The organism is Rhodobacter sp. SY28-1 (genome assembly GCF_005222785.1).
Classification (GTDB): domain Bacteria; phylum Pseudomonadota; class Alphaproteobacteria; order Rhodobacterales; family Rhodobacteraceae; genus Tabrizicola.
Window position 1 is genome coordinate 1 of sequence record NZ_STGH01000003.1, and the last position, 17,928, is coordinate 17,928.

At 66.1% G+C, this 17,928-nt stretch carries 17 protein-coding genes, 1 tRNA gene and 1 pseudogene; 17 read left to right on the forward strand and 2 right to left on the reverse strand.

Annotated elements, in window-relative coordinates; translation table 11 throughout:
- Window positions 1–40: 40 nt before the first annotated feature.
- A tRNA-Met gene (locus E8M84_RS14095) sits at window positions 41–117 on the forward strand.
- Window positions 118–315: 198 nt separating this feature from the next.
- Window positions 316–399: pseudogene (locus E8M84_RS21965) on the forward strand (IS5/IS1182 family transposase); the annotation flags it as partial.
- Between the two features lie 96 nt (window positions 400–495).
- On the opposite strand, the gene E8M84_RS14100 reads toward E8M84_RS21965, so the two are convergent.
- Both E8M84_RS14100 and E8M84_RS14105 read right to left on the reverse strand, forming a co-directional pair.
- Window positions 496–1,125, reverse strand: a complete 630-nt coding sequence (locus tag E8M84_RS14100; protein WP_137111874.1) for a response regulator transcription factor — start codon at window positions 1,123–1,125, stop codon at window positions 496–498.
- Window positions 1,122–3,152 (reverse strand): PAS domain S-box protein, encoded by a 2,031-nt coding sequence (locus tag E8M84_RS14105; RefSeq protein WP_240790397.1) that lies wholly within the window; start codon window positions 3,150–3,152, stop codon window positions 1,122–1,124. Before E8M84_RS14105 ends, E8M84_RS14100 begins: the two co-directional genes overlap by 4 nt.
- A gap of 126 nt (window positions 3,153–3,278) precedes the next feature.
- Here E8M84_RS14105 and E8M84_RS14110 point away from each other — a divergent pair, with 126 nt between their 5' ends.
- From E8M84_RS14110 to E8M84_RS14180, 15 genes are all read left to right on the forward strand, one after another.
- Complete coding sequence (locus E8M84_RS14110) at window positions 3,279–4,283, forward strand: TRAP transporter substrate-binding protein (RefSeq protein ID WP_137111875.1); 1,005 nt, start codon at window positions 3,279–3,281, stop codon at window positions 4,281–4,283.
- Window positions 4,284–4,361: 78 nt separating this feature from the next.
- A complete protein-coding gene (locus E8M84_RS14115; protein WP_137111876.1) occupies window positions 4,362–4,991 on the forward strand; it encodes a TRAP transporter small permease in 630 nt (209 codons plus the stop codon).
- Window positions 4,988–6,310: a TRAP transporter large permease gene (locus E8M84_RS14120; RefSeq protein ID WP_137111877.1), complete on the forward strand. Its 1,323-nt coding sequence runs from the start codon at window positions 4,988–4,990 to the stop codon at window positions 6,308–6,310. Before E8M84_RS14115 ends, E8M84_RS14120 begins: the two co-directional genes overlap by 4 nt.
- A gap of 456 nt (window positions 6,311–6,766) precedes the next feature.
- The gene (locus E8M84_RS14125; protein ID WP_137111878.1) at window positions 6,767–8,398 is read left to right on the forward strand and encodes a GMC oxidoreductase; all 1,632 of its coding nucleotides are present in this window, start codon (window positions 6,767–6,769) and stop codon (window positions 8,396–8,398) included.
- Window positions 8,398–9,159, forward strand: coding sequence for an SDR family NAD(P)-dependent oxidoreductase (locus E8M84_RS14130; RefSeq protein ID WP_137111879.1), 762 nt, complete (start codon window positions 8,398–8,400; stop codon window positions 9,157–9,159). The genes E8M84_RS14125 and E8M84_RS14130 overlap by 1 nt, the downstream gene beginning before the upstream one ends.
- An 82-nt stretch (window positions 9,160–9,241) precedes the next feature.
- Window positions 9,242–10,171 (forward strand): ACP S-malonyltransferase, encoded by a 930-nt coding sequence (gene fabD, locus E8M84_RS14135; protein WP_137111880.1) that lies wholly within the window; start codon window positions 9,242–9,244, stop codon window positions 10,169–10,171.
- Window positions 10,172–10,182: 11 nt separating this feature from the next.
- Window positions 10,183–10,920 carry a 3-oxoacyl-ACP reductase FabG gene (fabG, locus tag E8M84_RS14140; RefSeq protein ID WP_137111881.1) on the forward strand — a complete coding sequence of 246 codons (738 nt, stop codon included), beginning with the start codon at window positions 10,183–10,185 and terminating at the stop codon, window positions 10,918–10,920.
- Between the two features lie 139 nt (window positions 10,921–11,059).
- Window positions 11,060–11,293: an acyl carrier protein gene (locus tag E8M84_RS14145; protein ID WP_128515501.1), complete on the forward strand. Its 234-nt coding sequence runs from the start codon at window positions 11,060–11,062 to the stop codon at window positions 11,291–11,293.
- Window positions 11,294–11,394: 101 nt separating this feature from the next.
- Window positions 11,395–11,730 (forward strand): cupin domain-containing protein, encoded by a 336-nt coding sequence (locus E8M84_RS14150; RefSeq protein WP_137111882.1) that lies wholly within the window; start codon window positions 11,395–11,397, stop codon window positions 11,728–11,730.
- Between the two features lie 103 nt (window positions 11,731–11,833).
- Window positions 11,834–12,781: an arginase family protein gene (locus E8M84_RS14155; RefSeq protein WP_137111883.1), complete on the forward strand. Its 948-nt coding sequence runs from the start codon at window positions 11,834–11,836 to the stop codon at window positions 12,779–12,781.
- A gap of 172 nt (window positions 12,782–12,953) precedes the next feature.
- On the forward strand, window positions 12,954–14,213 hold the full coding sequence (gene fabF, locus E8M84_RS14160; protein WP_137111884.1) for a beta-ketoacyl-ACP synthase II: 1,260 nt from the start codon (window positions 12,954–12,956) through the stop codon (window positions 14,211–14,213).
- A gap of 3 nt (window positions 14,214–14,216) precedes the next feature.
- A complete protein-coding gene (mltG, locus tag E8M84_RS14165; protein WP_137111885.1) occupies window positions 14,217–15,395 on the forward strand; it encodes an endolytic transglycosylase MltG in 1,179 nt (392 codons plus the stop codon).
- Window positions 15,396–15,424: 29 nt separating this feature from the next.
- Window positions 15,425–16,045 carry a trans-aconitate 2-methyltransferase gene (locus E8M84_RS14170; RefSeq protein WP_137111886.1) on the forward strand — a complete coding sequence of 207 codons (621 nt, stop codon included), beginning with the start codon at window positions 15,425–15,427 and terminating at the stop codon, window positions 16,043–16,045.
- A gap of 185 nt (window positions 16,046–16,230) precedes the next feature.
- Window positions 16,231–16,560, forward strand: coding sequence for a hypothetical protein (locus E8M84_RS14175; RefSeq protein WP_137111887.1), 330 nt, complete (start codon window positions 16,231–16,233; stop codon window positions 16,558–16,560).
- Window positions 16,553–17,848, forward strand: coding sequence for a DNA-packaging protein (locus E8M84_RS14180; protein WP_137112754.1), 1,296 nt, complete (start codon window positions 16,553–16,555; stop codon window positions 17,846–17,848). Before E8M84_RS14175 ends, E8M84_RS14180 begins: the two co-directional genes overlap by 8 nt.
- The last annotated feature ends 80 nt before the right edge of the window (window positions 17,849–17,928 follow it).

Sequence of the window (17,928 nt, forward strand, 5' to 3'; positions counted from 1 at the left end):
ACAAAACCCCCGATCGCACTCTCAGCCCTCGGGAAAATGGCGCGGGGTGGAGCAGCCCGGTAGCTCGTCAGGCTCATAACCTGAAGGCCGCAGGTTCAAATCCTGCCCCCGCAACCAAATATACCAATGTCACCAATAACCTCAAAGCCGAGCATAGCGCTCGGCTTTCGTCGTTTGCAGTCTACGTCAACGCCACATCAACACCGCAACGGAAGAACAGTACCAGCACGCATAAGCAGGCAATCGCAGGCACCGGCAGGCACCACACAGTTGCGCACCTCCTTGCTTCCGGCCATCATCACCTTGCGGTTCTCTAGGGTCGCTACACGCTACGACAGATGCCCGAAGGCCTTTCTCTCTGCCGTCGCCCTGGCCGCAACCGACATGTCCTGGCAGTGAAGACCAATGAGACTGGAGCCTGGTATCCCCGGATGACGCGGACGCGAAGGCGGGGTTACAGATTTGTGACCTAATTGCCTCGGGCCCTGACAGGCGTCAGCCGTCCTGCAGCCGGGCCTTCATCTGCGACAGCTCGACCGAATTCCGCGCCCCGGTCTTCTGCAGGACGCGCGAACGATGCACCTCGACGGTTCGCATCGCGATGCCCAGCCGGTCGGCGATCTGCTTGTTCATCTGGCCCTGCAGGATCAGCTCCATCACCTCGACTTCGCGCGCCGACAGCGTCGCAAAGCGGGCGGCGATGGCTTGCCGGCTGGTGCTTTCCATGGCCCGGCTGCGGTGCAGGTCCATCGCGCGCTGGGCGAGATCGACGATCTGGTTGTCGTTGAAGGGCTTTTCCAGAAAGTCGAAGGCCCCGCTTTTCAGGCTTTGCACCGCCAGCGGCACGTCAGCGTGGCCGGTCAGGAAGATCACCGGGGGCAGGGCGGCGGCCTTGCCTTCCGATTGCAGCAACGCATCCAGCACCTGGGGGCCGGACAGGCCCTCCATCCGCACATCCAGCACGATGCAGCCGCAATCGGCTTGCGGCCAGGCGTCGAGGAACGCCTCGCCCGAAGGCCAGAGCCGGGTCGTGATACCGCGCGAGGCGAACAGGAACCCAAGACTGTCGCGCAGCGCCTCCTCGTCATCGACGATGTGGACGGCGAGATTGGGCGCATCGGTCATGGCTGCACTCCTTCCTGGGCGACGACATAGGGCAGACGCAGGCTGAAGATCGTGCCGCCGCCGGGATTCGGGGCATGCGAGAGACTGCCGCGCAACAATTCGGCGATCGACCGGCAGATGTTCAGACCCATCCCCATGCCTTGCGCCTTGGTGCTGGTAAACGGGTCGTAAAGCCGATCCTCCAACTCGGGCGGGATGCCCGGACCCTGATCCAGGATGTCCAGCCGCAGGCCGCCCGGTTCCGGCGTCAGGCGCAGAGTCAGCTGGTCGCCGTGGCGCGGGCCGGTTGCCATCGCCTCCATCCCGTTGCGGATCAGGTTGACCATCACCTGTTCGATCAGGATGCGGTCGGCCAGCACCAACCCAAGGGGTTCAGTCGGCGGTTCCAGCGACAGCCGCACCCGCATTCCGCGGGCTTCGGCCGCCATCATGCCAACGGCATCCGCCGCAACTTCGGCAAGATCGGTCGGCACCAGCTGCGGTTCGCGCTTTTTCACGAAATCCTGGATGCGGCGGATGATAAGGCCTGCCCGCCGGGCCTGCGCCGCAAGCTTTTCGAAAGCGGTTTTCAGAAGCGGCGAGTCGGTCTGTCCGCTCTCGATCAGGTTAAGTCCCCCTGCAGCGTAGGAGGCAATCGCGCCCAGCGGCTGGTTCAGTTCATGCGCGAGGGTGGAGGCCATTTCTCCCATCGTCACCAACCGTCCAGTGCGGGCGAGGTTTTCCTCTTGCAGGCGGGCGTCGCGGGCGGCGCGCTTGGCATCGGTGATGTCGATGACCGAGCCCATCCAGCCGTGATGGCGGCCTGCGGCATCGATCAGCGGGGCCTCATAGACCTGCACGTCGATCTCGGTGCCATCGGCGCGGCGGAAATGCGTCTCGAAGCTTTGCGGTGCTGCGGGGCCGGTGGCAAGCTGGGTCTGGCGGGCGAGGGTTTCATCGACCGCGTCGGGGGACCAGTAGGGCATGGGCGGCAGGCGGCCGACAAGGTCTGCCGGGGTCAGGCCGACGAGTTTGCAGAAGGCCGCGTTGACATAGAGGATCCGGCCCGCAAGGTCCTTGGCGCGCAGGCCGACGGTCAGGCTTTCCTCCATGGACCGGCGGAAGGCCATTTCGGCGCGCAGCCGTTCTTCGGCCTGCCTGCGGTGCTGGGCGTTGCGCTGTAGGATCAGCAGAGCGACGACAGCAAAGGCCGCAAGGGCCACGATGGCACCCAGAAGCGCCGTCGTGCCAAAGGCTGAGGGGCGGTCATAGGCGGTGATCTGAAGCGTGGTTCCGGCCAGCGGCGGATCGAAGCTGATGGTGTGGAAGGGCGCACCCTCGGCCACCGGGCGACGGGCACGTTCGGCCAGGGTCGCAGAGGTGTCGAAGATGCGGACGGCGTATTGTTCCGCGATCCACCAGGGGATGTGCCGGTCCAGCATCAGGGGGAGCGCGATGGTGGCCACGACCACTCCGCCATCGGCGCCGGACTGGCGCAGGGCCAGGGGGACGGTTCCGCCTTCCACGCGGCCATAGGCCGGGCGCGCGATGGCGACGGGTGCGCGGAGCAAGGTTTCGACCAGGGGCTGGGCCTGTGGCGTCATGCCTTGCGGGACCGAGGCGACGAGCGTGCCTGTGGCGTCAAACCATTGGACCGACAGGGTTTCAGGGTTCGCTGCGATGTGCAGGCGGGCGCGGGTCTGCAAGGTGTCCAGCGCAGTGCCGCCGGCGGCCTCGAAGGCGAGGCGGACCAGCATGTCCTCGTCCACCGCCAGCTGGAAGCGCAGCGTCTGTTCGACCCACAGCGCGTCGGTGGCCAGCTTGGCGCGGGCGCGTTCGTCGTCCGAGCGGGAGACGATCCAGACCAGCGAGGCGACCAGGGTGACCAGCGCCACGATTGCCAGCAGGGGAATGAAGGACAACAGATCCCAGCGCCGGGAGGCCATCAGGCTCTCGGTCAGTCCGAAGGCGGGGCCCGGACCCGGGGTGCCCTCTGCGGGCAAGCTGGTCTTCTCCTCCGACGTGTGCGCACCCTCCCCGATGAACACGCCCTATTCCTTCCATCCCGGGGGTAGGGTTGTCCATTGCGGAAAGCCACAATAGCGCGGCGTGACGGTCTGAGGCATCACGACAGGCAATCCGCCGAGGAGGGCGGACCAGAGGAGGAGAAACCCATGCTGACCCGTCGCAGCCTTGCCGCCCTTGCGGGCGCCACTGCCCTGGCCCTGTCGCTGGCCGTCCCGGCCGCCGCACAGGACAAGATCGTCATCAAGTTCAGCCACGTCGTGGCGCCCGACACGCCAAAGGGCAAGGCCGCCGCCAAGTTCGAGGAGCTGGCCGAAGCCTATACCAGTGGCGCGGTGGATGTTGAGGTCTACCCCAACAGCCAGCTTTACAAGGACAAGGAAGAGATGGAGGCGCTGCAACTGGGCGCGGTCCAGATGCTGGCGCCGTCGCTGGCCAAGTTCGGTCCCCTGGGCGTGCAGGACTTCGAGGTGTTCGACCTGCCGTTCATCTTTGCCGACTACGACGCACTGCGGAAGGTGACGCAGGGCGATGTGGGCAAGATGCTTCTGGACAAGCTGCAGGACAAGGGCATCACCGGGCTGGCCTATTGGGACAACGGTTTCAAGATCATGTCCGCCAACAGCCCGCTGATGGTGCCGGACGATTTCCTTGGGCTGAAGATGCGGATCCAGTCGTCGAAGGTGATCGAGGCGCAGATGAACGCGCTGGGCGCGGTGCCGCAGGTGATGGCTTTCTCGGAAGTCTACCAGGCGCTGCAGACCGGCGTGGTCGATGGCACCGAGAACCCGCCGTCGAACATGTATACCCAGAAGATGAACGAGGTTCAGACCCATGCCACGGTGTCGAACCACGGCTACCTTGGCTATGCGGTCATCGTGAACAAGCAGTTCTGGGACGGGCTGGACCCGACCGTGCGCGAAGGCCTGGAAAAGGCGATGGCGGAAGCCACTGACTATGCCAACCAGATCGCCAAGGAAGAGAACGATAAGGCGCTTGAGGCGATGAAGGCCGCCGGGACGACCGAGTTCCACGATCTGACCGAAGAAGAACGTGCCGCCTGGGTCGAGGCGCTGGCCCCGGTCCATGACGAAATGGCCGAGCGTATCGGTGCGGAAACCATCGCCGCCGTGAAGGGCGCGCTGGGCATGTAAGCCTGCAGGGGCGGTCCCGTGTCGGATCGCCCCACCCATTCCCCTGATCCCGAAATCCCAAACCCCGCGAGGTGTGCCATGCTGCGCCTGCTGGACCGGTTTGAGGAAGTGCTCATCGCCACGCTGATCGCGGTGGCGACGCTGCTCATTTTCCTGTCGGTCACCCACCGTTTCGCCATCGGCTTTGCCGCCGACCTGGTCGCCTACGCCCGCTCGGCCGAGATGGAAGCCCTTGGCAACTTCGCCCGGTCGATGTTCAAGACCATCAACGGCTTGAAGATGACCTGGGCACAAGAGGCCTGCATCTACCTTTTCGTCTGGATGGCCAAGTTCGGTGCCGCCTACGGGGTGCGCACCGGCATCCATGTCGGCGTCGACATCCTGGCCGAACGGCTGGAGGGCACGGCGCGCCGCACCATCACCACTATCGCGATGTCGGGCGGGGTCATCTTCACCGCGATCCTGACCTGGATCGGGTCGGACTTCGTCTGGCACGTCCGCGCCGGGGGGCAGACTTCGCCCGACCTCGAAATGCCGATGTGGATCATCTACCTCGCCGTGCCGCTGGGCTCGGCGCTGATGTGCTTCCGCTTCATCCAGGCGCTGGTCCGGTTCCTGAAGACCGGCGAAGTCGCTCATCACGACCACGGCGCCGTCGACGGGCTGGATGACGAGGCCGACGACCTTGCCAAGGGAGGCCACGCATGACCGCGCTGCTGATTTTTGCGATCCTCGCGCTGCTTCTGATCACCGGGATGCCGGTGTCCATCGCGCTGGGCCTGACCGTTTTCACCTTCCTGTTCACGTTCTCGGACGTGCCGATGGACGCCATCGCGCTGAAGCTGTTCACCGGCATCGAAAAGTTCGAGATCATGGCGATCCCGTTCTTCATCCTGGCGGGCAATTTCCTGACCCATGGCGGGGTGGCGCGGCGGATGATCCGCTTTGCCTCATCCATGGTCGGGCATTGGTACGGCGGCCTTGGCCTCGCCTCGGTCCTATCCTGCGCCCTCTTCGCCGCGATCTCCGGGTCCAGCCCGGCGACGGTGATGGCGGTGGGGTCGATCATGCTGCCCGCGATGGTGAAACAGGGCTACCCGCCGCAGTTCGGCGTCGGCACGATCACCAGTTCGGGCGGTCTTGGCATCCTGATCCCACCTTCGATCGTCATGGTGATGTATGCCGTGGCCACCAGCGGAATGGTGGTGAAAGGCCCGGATGGCCAGGACGTGATGTCCGCCTCGATCGGCGATCTGTTCATCGCCGGTGTCATACCAGGATTGATGCTGGCGATGATGCTGGCCGGGACCACCACCTGGCGTGCCTGGAAGAACGATTATCCGCGTCTGCCGCGTGCGCCGTTTAAGGATCGCTGGAAGGCCTTCCGCGACAGCGTCTGGGGCCTGATGCTGATCGTCATCATCATGGGCGGGATCTATGGCGGCATCTTCACGCCGACCGAAGCCGCGGCCGTCAGTGCCGTCTACGCTTTCGTGGTCGCGGTCTGGGTCTACAAGGACATCAAGCTGTCCGAAGTGCCCCGGGTCCTGCTGAACTCGGCCGCGATGTCGGCGATGCTTCTCTACATCATCACCAACGCGGTGATGTTCGCCTTCATCCTGACCTCGGAACAGATCCCGCAGACGCTGTCGGCCTGGATCGTCGATCTGGGGCTGGGCAAGGTCGGCTTCCTGCTGATCGTCAACGTGATGCTGCTGCTGATCGGCATGGTGATGGAGCCGTCGGCCATCGTCCTGATCATGGCGCCGATCCTGTACCCGGTCGCCATGGCGCTGGGGGTCGATCCGGTGCATTTCGGGATCATGCTGGTGGTCAACATGGAGATCGGGCTTTGCACGCCGCCAGTGGGACTGAACCTCTACGTCGCGTCATCCCTGTCGCGGTTGGGGCTGACCGAGGTGACCCGGGCGACCTGGCCCTGGCTTCTGACCATGCTGACCTTCCTGATGCTGGTCACCTACATCCCCGAGATCACGCTTCTGTTGCCGCAACTTCTGGGCATGTAGGCTGCATGGCCGCGCCGGGTCATTCCGGCGCGGCCGATACACAAAGGGATGTGCCATCGCTTGCAGATCGTCCTGGCTGGTCCATTTTGCCCAGAACGCCCCAGAACGCCCCGGAACAGCGTGAACGGCCACCTTCCGCCGGGCCGCCCAACAAAGGGCTTGCAGTCATTGCAGTTCGGGACGATTCTTCCGCGTCTCCGGGCAACCCCCGCCCGGAACGAACAACAGACTGGAACGAGTAGCGAAGTTGGCTGGCTGCGGCACAGGTCATCTGGGTTGCCTTGGCATCCGTCAGGCCCTGCCGGGTCTTGGCGCCGCGGCAAGGTTGTCGTCGTGCCATAATGCCGCCCGTTCGGGCCTGCAGACTGCGCTGCGAAATTGGACTGGCCGGGATTTGAAGGCAGTGTTTGGAATGGCATGTTCAGCGGGATGCCCGCGTATGGGTGAGTGGTCCTGATGCCGCTGCGATCGTGGAAACCTTCGGTTGTGGCCGGGCGCGCGCTGGACGAGCAAGTGGTCGACACCCACTGGGATGCCATCGTCATCGGAACCGGCATCGGTGGCGGATTGGCCGGGCGTCGGCTGGCTGAAAGCGGGCTGTCCGTGCTGTTCGTGGAAAAGGGGCCGCTGGGCTATCGCACCGAAAGCCAGGATCTGCGCGCGGACGTTGATGACTACTCGGCACGGCACATGCGGGGTTTCTGGCCCACCAAGGTCGAGGTGCGGCTGGATGGCGGTCGTCCGCAGCAGTTCTACGCCCCCATCGGCAGCGGCGTCGGCGGCACCTCGGTGTTCTATGCCGCCGCGGCCGAGAGGCCGGAACGGCATGACATGGAAACGGTCGGCGCGATGCGGCACCCGACGGGCGGCTGGCCGGTCGGATATGATGCGTTTTCGCCCTACTTCGATCAGGCGGCCGAGCTTCTGTCGATCCGCGGAGATGGGGATCCGGTTTCCGGATTGCCGGCGCCCTGCCTGACCGCGCCGCCCTTGCGCGTGGCGGAAATGGCTTTGTTCGAGGATCTGCGCCGTGCAGGTCTCAATCCCTACCGCTCGCATGAGGCGCTGCGCCGGGTGCCGGGCTGTGCGGATTGCCTGGGGCGGAAGTGCCCGCTGCCCTGCAAGATGGACGGACGGTCTGCCGGGGTGGAACCGGCGATGGAGACGGGGCGTGTCACGCTGCTGGCGGATGCATCGGTCGAGGAACTGATCGAAAGCGGCGGACGGATCACCCAGGTCCGGGTTCGGCGGGCCGGACGCGACATGCTCTTGTCCGGGCAGGTGGTCGTGCTGGCGGCGGGTGCGCTGCATTCGCCGCGCATCCTTCTGGCATCGACCGGGACGCATGCGGCGGGCTGCGCCAATTCCAGCGGCTGGGTCGGGCGCGGGCTTATGTTTCACCTGAGCGAGATGCTGGCGCTTTGGCCGCGTCGAGGCCAACCTGCGGCGGGGGCGACCCGTACGGTCGCCTTCCGCGACCTCTATGCGCACGAGGGCAAACGGCTTGGCCTTGTGCAGTCGATGGGCGTGGCGGCCGATGCCGGGCAGATCGCGGGTTACCTTAAAGAGCGGATCGCCCAGACCGGGCTGCGGCGGATTCCCGGTATCCGGTGGCTGGCGACTCTGGTCGCGCGGGCGGGGGCTGTGGTCTTCGGCAAGGCGACGGTCTTTGTCGGAGTGCTGGAGGATCTGCCCTACTACGAGAACCGGGTGCTGCGGCACGCCGAAGACCAGGATGTTCCGCTGATCGAGTACCGGCTGAACGCCGAGCTTCTGGAGCGCCGCGCCCTGTTCCGCCGGGTGATCCGCAACCGGCTGGGCCGCTGGCGGACCCTGCTGCTGGGCTTTGGCCCGGCTCTGAACTACGGCCATTCCTGCGGGACATTGCGGTTCGGTACGGACCCGACGACCTCGGTCCTGGATGCCAACTGCAAGGCGCATGATCTCGACAACCTCTATGTTGCCGACGCCTCCTTCCTGCCCACGTCGATGGGGGTGAACCCCAGCCTGACGATTGCGGCCAATGCCCTGCGGGTCGCCGACGTGATCGTGGCCCGCCATCAGGCCGAACGGCGGAAAGCGGTGTGATGCAGGACAGCGCGATCCACGTGGAGGCCCCGGAGGGGGTCGTCGTCGTCACCGGCGCGGGCAGCGACCTCGGCCGTGCCCTGGCTGCAGCTCTTGCCCTGCGGGGGCTGGCGGTGGCGGGGATCTCGGCCACAGCGTTCCAGCCCGCGCATGACGCCGTGGTCCCGGTCATCGCCGATGTCCGCGATCCCGTGGCGGTCACGGCTGCCTTCGGCTTGATCCGCGAGCGTCTGGGCGCGCCCACGATCCTGATCAACGGGGCCGAGGTCTATCCGCACCGCGATATCCTCGAGGAGACCCCTGCCAGCTTCATGGACACGGTCCAGCTGAACCTGGGCGGGGCCTTCAACTGTTGTCACGCCGTCCTGCCCGAAATGGTGGCCCGTGGTCATGGCCGGATCATCAACATCGTCACTTTCGCCGATGTGGTGCCCGCGCCGCTGGCGGCAGGCTATTCCGTGTCGAAAGGCGCGCTGCGCATCCTGACCCGTGCGCTGGTGTCGGACCTTGGCGACCGCTTCCCCGGCATCGTGATCAACGATTGGGTCCCCGGCACCCACACGCCGCGCAAGGGTATCCCGGATGGGGTGGACCCTGCCCTCGCGGCCGAATGGGGCGCGAACCTGGCCCTGCTGCACGACCGCGCGATCAACGGCCTCGTGTTCCTGCAGGACCGTGAACACCTGCCGCCCAAGTCGCTGAGAGGCCGGGTCAAGGACCGCGTGATGGGCCGGGGGCGGGTGCGGGTGCGCCTGAAGTAGCACCCGCCTGCGCTGCAGGGCGTCGGGGCGATTGCATGACCCGCCCACCCGCGCTATCCCCAAGGAAACTCTTGGGGGGAACATGAGCCGCGCATTCGTCTTTCCGGGGCAGGGCGCCCAGACCATCGGCATGGGCAAGGCCCTGGCCGAGGCCTATCCGGCCGCGAAGGCCGTCTTCGACGAGGTTGACGCCGCACTGGGCGAAAGGCTGTCCTCTCTGATCTGGGACGGCGACATCGCCGAACTGACGCTGACGAAGAACGCGCAGCCCGCGCTGATGGCCACCTCCATCGCCGCCTTGCGCGCGCTGGAGGCGGAAGGCTTCGGCCTGGATCAGGCCAGCTTCGTCGCCGGGCACTCGCTTGGCGAATATTCCGCCCTCTGCGCCGCCGGCTCGCTGACCCTGTCCGATACCGCCCGCCTTCTGCGCATCCGCGGCCAGGCGATGCAGGAAGCCGTCCCCGTGGGTGTTGGCGCGATGGCGGCCCTTCTTGGCCTTGATTTCGAGGCGGCAACGGCCGTCGCCGCCGAGGCTGCGCAGGGCGAGGTCTGCCAGGCGGCGAACGACAACGACCCCGCACAAGTGGTGGTGTCCGGCCACAAGGGCGCGGTCGAACGCGCGGTGGAGATCGCCAAGGCCAAGGGTGCCAAACGCGCGCTGCTGCTGCCCGTCTCTGCCCCGTTCCACTGCGCCCTGATGCAACCCGCCGCCCATGTCATGGCCGAGGCGCTGGCCGCAGTCCCGATCCTGAAACCCGCCGTGCCCGTCGTCGTGAACGTCCGCGCCGAGGCGGTGATGGAACCTGACCGGATCATGGACCTTCTGGTGGCTCAGGTCACCGGATCGGTGCGCTGGCGCGAATCCGTCCTCTGGATGGAAAAGGCCGGGGTAACCGAATTCTGGGAGATCGGCGCCGGGAAGGCCCTGTCCGGAATGATCAAGCGCATCGCCGCCGGGGCCACCACCCGTGCCATCGGCACGCCAGAAGACATCGCCGCCCTCAAGGCGTGAAGGAGACAACCATGTTTGATCTGACCGGCAAATCCGCCCTGGTCACCGGCGCATCCGGCGGCATCGGTGCCGACATCGCCCGCGCGCTGCATGCGGCCGGGGCCACGGTGGGGCTTTCGGGCACAAGGGTGGAGCCCTTGGAGGCGCTGGCCAAGGACTTGGGCAACCGGGCCCATGTGCTGCCCTGCAACCTGTCGAACGCCGAGGACGTCGAAAGCCTGGTGAAACGCGCGGCCGAGGCGATGGGTTCGGTGGACATCCTGGTCAACAACGCCGGGATCACCAAGGACGGGCTGGCGATGCGGATGTCGGACGAGGACTGGCAGTCGGTGATCGACGTCAACTTGACGGCGGTCTTCCGCCTTTCCCGCGCGGCGATCCGGGGGATGATGAAGGCGCGCTGGGGCCGGATCGTCAACATCTCCTCGGTCGTCGGCACGACGGGGAACGCAGGCCAGGTGAACTATGCCGCGTCCAAGGCCGGAATGGTGGGCCTGTCGAAATCGCTGGCTGCCGAAGTGGCCAGCCGGGGGATCACGGTGAACTGCGTGGCCCCGGGCTTCATCGAGACGGCGATGACCGACAAGCTGACCGAGGCGCAGCGTGCAGCGATCCTTGGCTCGGTCCCGGCCGGTCGCATGGGCACGCCGCAGGAAATCGCGGCGGCGGTCCTGTTCCTGGCCTCGCCCGAAGCGGCCTATGTGACAGGCGCGACCTTGCATGTGAATGGCGGGATGGACATGGTCTGACATGGCCTTGCGCAAGTCAGGTTAAAGCGTTTGCCATGCGCCCCGACCCTTGGTATAGGCGCGCAGGATTGAAGGCCCGGCATCACGGGCAGAACGAAAAGGGCCGGGAGTAACCCCTGCCGCAGATAGAGGAACGGACATGAGCGACATCGCTGATCGCGTGAAGAAGATCGTCGTCGAGCATCTGGGCGTCGAAGCCGACAAGGTGACGGAATCGGCCTCGTTCATCGACGACCTGGGTGCAGACTCGCTCGACACCGTCGAGCTGGTCATGGCTTTCGAGGAAGAGTTCGGGATCGAGATCCCGGATGACGCCGCCGAAACCATCCAGACCTTCGGCGACGCGGTGAAGTTCATCTCGGAAGCCGCCTAAGCGCTTTCGTCCTTTGCGGGACAGCTGGGCACCCTTCGGGGTGCCTTTTGCGCTTCAGCGGGTATAATGCGGCCTGATAGTCCCCGCGCAAAGGACAGGCCATGGCGTTCCCCGACTTCTTCCGCGCCTTTCCCGCACTGGACGTCCCCTTTCCGGATGACGTGGTCAGCACGCAGGCCATCCGATCGGAAGCGGGACTTGTGGTCTTCTTCAGCTTTCATCAGGACATGGTGTTGCCGATGCATGCTCACGGCGCACAGTGGGGCTCGGTGATCGCAGGCGAGATCACCTTTACCATCGGCGAAGACACACGCGTCTACCGGCCCGGCGACAGTTACAGCATTCCTGCCGGTGTCCAGCATGGCGCGCGGATCAAGGCGGGGACCCGGGTTGTCGACGTCTTTCAGGAAGCCGACCGCTACCCCTTGCGCAGCTGACGCCAGTCGCTCTGCGGCGCTTGCTTGCCGAGGATGCGGCCGTCACCTTGTATTGGGTGCTGGAGGCGGGTCACTGTGAGACCGGGAAAACGGAGGGCAGGTCATGACCGGGAACAGTGCATTGGGGGCCATGTTCGGCGCGACCAATGTCGAGACCTTCATGGGCCTGCCGCGCATCCGCGACCTGTCGCGGCTGTCTGCGAAGATGGCTCTGATCGGGGCGGATGGGTGTACTCCGTACCAAAGTGTCGGCTTCTACTGTGCGGGCGGCCCGGCGGCGATCCGGGCGGCGGGGGCGGCCTATGCGGCGAACCTGGCGCACATGAACTTCGATCTCGGCGGGCCGGTGTTTCCGGGGGGCGTCTCGGCCGTGGATGCGGGCGACTTGCCGCAGGATCTGAACGACCCGGCGGGCAACCGCGCGCGGATCTTCGGGGCGGTCAGCCAGGTCCTGGACCGGGGCGGGGTGCCGATGCTCATCGGCGGCGACGACAGCCTGCCGATCCCGATGCTGGAGGCCTACGGCGCGCGGGGGCGGGGCTACACGATCCTGCAGATCGACGCGCATATCGACTGGCGGGACGAGGTGCAGGGGGAACGGCTGGGCCTCTCCTCGACCATGCGGCGGGCGTCCGAGATGGAGCATGTCGATGCGATCATCCAGGTCGGGCAGCGCGGCATCGGCTCGGCCCGGCTGCAGGACGTGGCGGATGCGGAAGCCTGGGGTGTGGGCTTCGTCCCGGCGGGCGAGGTGGCGCGATACGGGCTGTCGCGGGCCCTGGACCTCATCGCCGACGGGGCCGAGGTTATCGTCTGCCTTGACCTTGATGCCCTTGACCCCTCGGTCATGCCCGCTGTGATCGGGCGGACGGCGGGGGGGCTTGGCTACTGGCAGGTGCTGGAGCTGATCGCAGGCGTGGCCGAGAAGGCGCGGATCGTGGGCTTCGACATGGTGGAGTTCATGCCCGATCGCGACATAGACGGGCAGGGTGCTGCCGTGGCGGCGCAGCTTCTGGCAGCCGTGATGGGGATCGTCGCGCGGCAGGGGTGACCTGGTTAAGGCTTTCCCAATGTCCACGCGCAAGCGTCTGAAATCGTTGTGGTTGGAAAGTGTGTCCTGCGTGGACGAACCGGCCCCCCGCCGATGATCCGAGCCCAAGGTTGCACGGCGACAGGCCCCCGTGTATCACCCGGGACAAAGCCTGATCCTGAGGGAGAGCTGAATGCGTCGCGTCGTCGTCACCGGTCTTGGAATGGTCACTCCCCTGGCGTGCGGGGTCGAGGAGACCTGGAGCCGCCTGATCGCGGGCCAGTCTGGGGCGGGCACGATCACCAAGTTTGACAGCTCGAATGTCGTCACCCAGTACGCCTGCGAGATCCCGATGGGCGACGGCTCGGGCGGGACCTTCAACCCCGACGACTGGATGGAGCCGAAAGAGCAGCGCAAGGTCGACGACTTCATCATCTACGGGATGGCCGCCGCCGTGCAGGCCGTCCGGGATGCCGGGTGGGATGACATCTCCGAGGAGGAGAAGCTGCGGACCGGGGTGATGATCGGGTCGGGGATCGGCGGGTTGAACTCGATCGCCGAGACGGCTGTGCTGATCAAGGAGAAGGGGCCAAAGCGGGTCTCGCCGTTCTTCATTCCGGGTGCGCTGATCAACCTCGTCTCGGGGCAGGTCTCTATCCGGTTCGGCTTCAAGGGGCCGAACCATGCCGTGGTGACGGCGTGTTCGACCGGCGCGCACGCCATTGGCGATGCGGCGCGGCTGATCCAGTGGGGCGATGCCGACGTGATGGTCGCGGGCGGGACGGAGAGCCCGATCAGCGAGATCGGGATCGCCGGGTTCAACGCCTGCAAGGCCCTGTCGACCAAGCGCGCGGAGGAGCCGCAGAAGGCCAGCCGCCCCTATGACGCCGACCGCGACGGGTTCGTGATGGGCGAGGGGGCGGGAGTCGTGGTCCTTGAGGAGTACGAGCACGCAAAGGCGCGGGGTGCCAAGATCTACTGCGAGGTGCTGGGCTATGGCCTCTCGGGCGACGCCTACCACATCACCGCGCCGTCCGAGGATGGCGATGGCGGGTTCCGGTCGATGTCCGCCGCGCTGAAGCGGGCTGGGCTGCAGGCCGGTGATATTGACTACATCAATGCCCACGGGACCTCGACGATGGCCGATACCATCGAACTTGGGGCGGTGGAGCGGCTGCTGGGCGACCACGCGCCGAACGCGACGATGTCCTCGACCAAGTCGTCCATCGGGCACCTTCTGGGGGCCGCTGGCGCCGTCGAGGCGATCTTCTGCGTGCTGGCGATCCGCGATCAGGTGGCCCCGCCGACGATCAACCTGGACAATCCGGCGGTCGCGCCAAAGCTGGACCTGGCACCGAACAAGGCGGTGAAGCGGAAGATCGACGTGGCGCTGTCGAACAGCTTTGGTTTCGGCGGCACGAACGCTTCGCTTGTCCTCGGCAAGGTGCGCTGAGGTATGTGGCGCTCTATCGCCTCGAATGCGCTCACGCTGTTCATCGTGATCCTGATCGCGATGGCGGCCCTGGTGGCCTGGGGGCGGAACGAGTTCTTTGCGGCTGGTCCCCTGACGCAGCCGATCTGCCTGCAAGTGGAACGGGGGGCGAGTTTGTCTTCCGTCAGCCGCAACCTGGAAGAGCGGGGGGCGATCAGCGACGCGCGGATCTTCCGGATCGGCGCGGAATATGCCGACCGGGCCGATGACCTGAAGTTCGGCAGCTACATGGTTCCGGCCCAGGCCAGCATGTCGGAAGTGCTGCAAGCGATCACTGCCACGGGCCGGTCGACTTGCGGGCGGGACCTGAACTTCCGGATCGGGGTGACGAATGCTGATGTGGTGTTGAGCGAGCTGGATCTGACGACGAACGCCTATGCCGAAGTGGCGCGGTTCGATGCCGGGGCCGATCCCCTGCCGCCGGAATACCTGGAGGTGTCGGATGATCCGTCGCTGGTGTTCCGGATCACCGTGGCCGAGGGCGTGACCAGCTGGCAGATCGTCGATGCACTGAAGAAGGCGGATTTCCTGCAGGGCTCGGTCGAGACGGTGCCGCCGGAAGGCAGTCTTGCGCCGGGCGGATACGAGGTGGAGCGCGGGACAGAACGCTCGACGCTGATTGCCAGCATGAGCGAGAAACAGGCGGCGATCCTGGCGGAGGCCTGGGCGGGCCGGGCCGAGGGGCTGCCCTATGACACGCCGGAAGAGGCGCTGATCATGGCCTCGATCATCGAGAAAGAGACCGGCATCGCCGAGGAACGGGGCCGGGTGGCAAGCGTCTTCGTGAATCGCCTGCAGCAGGGGATGCGACTGCAGACCGACCCGACGGTGATCTATGGCATCACCAAGGGCGAGGGTGTGCTGGGTCGCGGATTGCGCCAAAGCGAGTTGCGGCGCGAGACGCCCTACAACACTTACGTCATCGACGGGCTGCCGCCGACCCCCATCGCCAACCCTGGGGCCGAGGCGATCAAGGCGGCGATGAATCCGGACACGACGGATTATCTGTTCTTCGTGGCGGATGGCACCGGCGGGCATGCCTTTGCCCAGACGCTGGACGAGCACAACGAGAACGTCGCGCGCTGGCGGGCAATCGAGGCCCAGCAGGGTGCGGCCGAAGAAGGTGGCGTGCAGGGTGAGTAGGACCTCGCGCGAGACGAGAGTTCGGATTGATGGATGATGACATCCGGCAGCGGGTGGCGCGGGAGATGCAGGGGGTCTACCAGCGTCAGGCAGCCCATTGGGACGCGACCCGGGGGAGGGGCCTGGAGGAGCGTCACTGGCTGGACCGGTTGTTGGCGCTGACCGCTCCCGGCGACCGGGTGCTGGACCTTGGCTGCGGCAGCGGCGAGCCGATTGCGGCCCATGTCGTCGCGCAGGGGCGGCGTGTCTGGGGAATGGACTTTGCGCCGGCCATGATCAGCCTGGCCCAGGCCCGGATGCCGGATCAGACCTGGACAGTGGGCGACATGCGGGGCCTTGCTCTGGGTGATACCTTTGCCGCGATCATCGGCTGGGACAGCTTCTTTCATCTGACGCCGGACGAGCAGCTGGACCTTATCCCACGCCTGGCACGTCACCTGGTTCCAGGCGGCGGACTGTTGCTGACCGTGGGTCCGCGTGCCGGGGAGCCTTTGGGCTCTGTCGGCGGCGAGCCGGTCTATCATGCCAGCCTTGCGCCAGAAGCCTACCGCGAGGAGCTGTCGCGGGTGGGTCTTGAGGTGGTTGATTTCGTTCCCGAAGACCCGTCCTGCGGGCGGACGGTGCTGCTCGCCCGTCTCGCACAAGCTTAACGATAGGTTAAAGGTGAGAACGACAAGACATTGATACAAATAAGGTTTTTGCTTGACTTGCCGCGCGGTCTGCTGTAGGGATCGTGGCATGCTAGAAGAAGTGTCGAAGCGGCCCGGGGTGCCTCCCCGTCGGCCGCTTTTTCATTTCCTTCGTGCGGGGGCAGCATGAGGGGTGTCGGGACCAGATGACAGTCAGGTTCACGGGGGACGTGCCCAGGACAGAGGACGTACTGGGGGTCACGGAACGGCTTTACGGAGAGGCGGTCATCGAGCTTGAGCGGACGATGACCGCGCTGAAGGCCGGGGAGTTCAACGAGGTAAAGTCGGCCCAGGAGGCGATCCGCGCCCTTCGCGCGACAGCGCTGGCCGTGTTGCAGGAAAGGGGAAAAGTTGACCAACTCCGCAAGCAGATTGCCGGCCACGTCGGAGCCGGAGGGGCGCTCGACCTTGAGGGTGCCCGAGCTGAAATCGGGCGCCGCCTGGCTTGCCTCCGCAACGCCGGAGGAGGTGGATGAGTTTCTGTCGGGGCTAAGTCAGAACGCGCTGCTGGCTTTGCCCTGGGTGTTCGAGTTCTGGGCGCTGCCGCATCAGCTGCCGCCACGCGGGGCCTGGAAGACCTGGGTCATCATGGGCGGGCGCGGCGCGGGGAAGACGCGGGCCGGGTCGGAATGGGTGCGTTCTCAGGTAGAGGGCGCGGGGCCAACGGACCCCGGCAAGTGCAAGCGGGTGGCGCTGGTCGGCGAGACGGTGGACCAGGTGCGCGACGTGATGGTGCTGGGGGAAAGCGGGATTGTCGCGTGCTCTCCGCCCGACCGGAAACCGGAGTGGCAGGCGTCGAAACATCAGTTGCTTTGGCCGAACGGAGCCATCGCGCAGGTGTTTTCGGCGCATGAGCCCGAGGCGATGCGGGGGCCGCAGTTCGACGCGGCCTGGGCGGATGAGCTGGGCAAGTGGAAGAAGGGGTCGGAGGCCTGGGATCAGCTGCAGTTCGCGCTGCGGCTGGGGCGAAACCCGCAGGCGGTGGTGACGACGACCCCGCGCAATGTAGGGGTGCTGAAGGCGATCCTGAAGAACCCGTCGTCGGTGATTACGCATGCCCCGACCGAGGCGAACCGGGCCTATCTGGCGGAGAGCTTCCTCGCGGAAGTGCAGGCGCGCTATGGCGGGACGAAGTTCGGCCGGCAGGAGCTGGAAGGCGTGCTGATTGAGGAAGCGGACGGGGCCCTGTGGACTCACGCGATGCTGGAGGCGGCGCGGGTGGATGCGGTGCCGCACTTCAACCGGGTGGTGGTGGCGGTGGACCCCCCCGTCACGTCGATGAAGTCGAGCGACGAATGCGGGATCGTGGTGGTCGGCGCGGACATGCGCGGCGATCCGAAGGACTGGAAGGCCGTGGTGCTGGAGGATGCCTCGGTCAAAGGGGTGACCCCGGAGGGTTGGGCGCGGGCGGCGCTGGCGGCGATGGAGCGGCATGGGGCGGATCGGCTGGTGGCCGAGGTGAACCAGGGCGGCGATCTGGTGGAGCAGTTGGTCAGGATGATCGACCCGCTGGTGCCCTACCGGGGCGTCCATGCGACGCGGTCGAAGATGCTGCGGGCGGAACCCGTGGCGGCTTTGTACGAGCAGGGCCGGGTTCGCCATGTGCGGGGCCTGGGCGCGCTGGAAGAGCAGATGGGCAAGATGACGGCGCTGGGCTGGCAGGGGTCGGGGTCGCCTGACCGGCTGGATGCGCTGGTCTGGGCGCTGACGGATCTGATGCTGGGGGCGTTGCATGGGCAGCGACCCAGCGTTCGGTCGCTTTAGCGGATTTAGGGAATTGGCAGGTCATATGGCCGGGCGCATCAGGCAGCCCGGACAGTCGGGCACGGCCCGGGGCATGAAGG